Origin of the sequence: Anaerococcus lactolyticus ATCC 51172 (assembly GCF_000156575.1) — a bacterium.
Lineage (GTDB): Bacteria > Bacillota > Clostridia > Tissierellales > Peptoniphilaceae > Anaerococcus > Anaerococcus lactolyticus.
Genome location: NZ_GG666049.1, coordinates 175122 through 178259 on the forward strand (window position 1 = coordinate 175122; position 3138 = coordinate 178259).

The 3138-nt window shown below is 45.3% G+C and carries 1 rRNA gene; it reads right to left on the reverse strand.

Going from position 1 to position 3138, the window contains the following annotated elements:
- Positions 1-11: 11 nt before the first annotated feature.
- Positions 12-3104, reverse strand: a 23S ribosomal RNA gene (locus tag HMPREF0072_RS08830).
- Positions 3105-3138: the final 34 nt, after the last annotated feature.

Consider the following 3138-nt stretch of genomic DNA (forward strand, 5'->3'; position numbering starts at 1 on the left):
AAACAATATTTCCAGTCAAGATATAAAGTTTAGTATCCATTAGCTTAATACATTACTGTACTTACACCTTGGACCTATCAAACGTATTTTCTTTACGTACTCTGAGAAATCTTATCTTGAGGTCTGTTTCGTACTTAGATGCTTTCAGTACTTATCGTTTCCACACGTAGCTACCCAGCTATGCAAATGGCTTTACAACTGGTACACCATTGGTGTGTCCATCCCGGTCCTCTCGTACTAGGGACAGATCCTCTCAAATTTCTTACGCCCACGCTGGATAGGGACCGAACTGTCTCACGACGTTCTGAACCCAGCTCGCGTGCCTCTTTAATGGGCGAACAGCCCAACCCTTGGGACCTACTTCAGCCCCAGGATGAGACGAGCCGACATCGAGGTGCCAAACCTCCCCGTCGATGTGGACTCTTGGGGGAGATAAGCCTGTTATCCCCGGGGTAGCTTTTATCCGTTGAGCGATGGCCCTTCCATGCGGTGCCACCGGATCACTAAGTCCGTATTTCTACTCTGCGCAACTTGTAGGTTTTGCAGTTAAGCTCGCTTTTGCCTTTGTACTCTACGAATGGTTTCCGTCCATTCTGAGCGAACCTTTGAACGCCTCCGTTACTTTTTGGGAGGCGACCGCCCCAGTCAAACTGCCCAACTGACAATGTCCATTGCCCTGATTCAAGGGTCAATGTTAGAACTTTAATATTAGAAAGTTGGTATCCCAAGGGTGACTCTGCACATACTGGCGTACATGCTTCATAGTCTCCCAACTATCCTGTATATCTAATCTCAAAGTCCAATATCAGCCTACAGTAAAGCTCCACGGGGTCTTTCCGTCCTAGCGTGGGTAAGTCGCATCTTCACGACTACTACAATTTCACCGGATCCTTTGTTGAGACAGTGCCCAAATCGTTACACCTTTCGTGCGGGTCGGAACTTACCCGACAAGGAATTTCGCTACCTTAGGACCGTTATAGTTACGGCCGCCGTTTACTGGGGCTTAAGTTCGAGCCTTCGCTTGCGCTAAGCCTTCTCCTTAACCTTCCAGCACCGGGCAGGTGTCAGCTCCTATACTTCATCTTACGATTTTGCAGAAACTTGTGTTTTTGGTAAACAGTCGCTTGGGCCTGGTTTCTGTGGCCATATCGCTATGGCTCCCCTTCTCCCGAAGTTACGGGGACATTTTGCCGAGTTCCTTAACAAAGGTTCTTCCGCGCGTCTTGGTATTCTCTACCTCCCTACCTGTGTCGGTTTCGGGTACGGGCGCTTTGGTCTCGATAGTGACTTTTCTTGGCAATTTGAAATCAGCTACTTCTCTACTTATGTTTTCGATACCTATCAAGCCTTAGCCTTAATAGTGTGCGGATTTGCCTACACACTGGCCTTGACTCTTAGACTAGCATCCATCAGCTAGCTTAGCTTATCCTCTTGCGTCATCACATCTCTAATATCGACTTTAAGCGGTACAGGAATTTAAACCTGTTGTCCATCGCCTACGCCTTTCGGCCTTGGCTTAGGTCCCGACTTACCCTGAGGGGACGAGCCTTGCTCAGGAATCCTTAGGGTTTCGACGGGAGAGATTCTCACTCTCCTTCTCGCTACTCATGCCAGCATTCTCACTTGTATTAAGTCCACCTTTGCTTTCGCTTCTGCTTCTTCCCTAATACAACGCTCCTCTACCACTGATAGAGATTTTAAATCTAGACATAAAGTTCTTTTTTTGGTTAGATAATACTTTGATTAACCAGGTCATACTTTCGTATGCTGTTTCGGTGATAATTGAGTTTTTTTACCCATATCTTAGTGTTTTACTTTTGATATTTGCGTAATTTTTTTGATTGTATAACTCGTTTATCTTGATATTGTTACAATATTTCCTAGTTAAGTTTTTTATCTTTCCTTTTTAGTCCTTCTTTATGTGATAGATTTAATTTCTCTATCAATCCGAAGCTTCGGTACTGGATTTTAGCCCCGTTCATTTTCGGCGCAAACCCACTTGACCAGTGAGCTATTACGCATTCTTTAAATGCATGGCTGCTTCTAAGCCAACGTCCTGGTTGTCTTAGTAGGTTCACATCCTTTTCCACTTAATCCAGATTTGGGGACCTTAGCTGTCGGTCTGGGCTGTTTCCCTTTCGACTTAGAAGCTTATCCCTCTAAGTCTGACTCCTTGACCTGATTTTTTGGCATTCGGAGTTTGATAGGTTTCGGTACGGTTAACCGCCCTAGACCATTCAGTGCTCTACCTCCTAAAATCTTTAGTCAAAGGCTAGCCCTAAAGCTATTTCGAGGAGAACCAGCTATATCCGAGTTCGTTTGGCTTTTCACCCCTATCCACAACTCATCCGATACGTTTTAAACCGTACCCGGTTCGAGCCTCCAGTGAATTTTACTTCACCTTCACTCTGGCCATGGATAGATCACCCGGTTTCGGGTCTATTCTAATCGACTGTGGCCCTATTAAGACTCGCTTTCGCTTTGACTCCGTATCTTAGATACTTAATCTTGCCGCTTAGAATAACTCGCTGGCCCATTCTACAAAAGGTACGACATCAGACTGTATGTCCTCTGTCTGCTTGTAGGCGCTAGGTTTCAGGTTCTGTTTCACTCCCCTTTCGGGGTTCTTTTCACCTTTCCCTCACGGTACTTGTTCGCTATCGGTCACATGTTAGTATTTAGCCTTAGGGGATGGGCCCCCTGTCTTCACAACGGATTCCTCGTGTCCGGTGCTACTTTCACTCTGTCCATTTTTAAGTTTCGTCTACAAGACTTTCACTTTCTTTGGTTCATTTTCCCAAATGATTTGACTACTTAAAGATGATCCTTATTGAGTTGGGCTGTTTTCTTTTCGCTCGCCGCTACTAGGAAAATCGAGTTTTCTTTCTTTTCCTCCTGCTACTTAGATGTTTCAGTTCGCAGGGTCTTACCTCACTAAGCTATGTATTCACTTAGTGATGACTAGTTCTTCACTAGCCGGGTTTCCCCATTCGGAGACCTAGGGGTTATGGCTTTTTGTGAGCTTGCCCTAGTTTTCGTTCACTTACGTCCTTCTTCGTCTTCATGTGCCAAGGCATCCACCTGGCGCCCTTTCTTTCTTGACTGGAAATATTGTTTGCTATTTAGTTTTTATTGGTT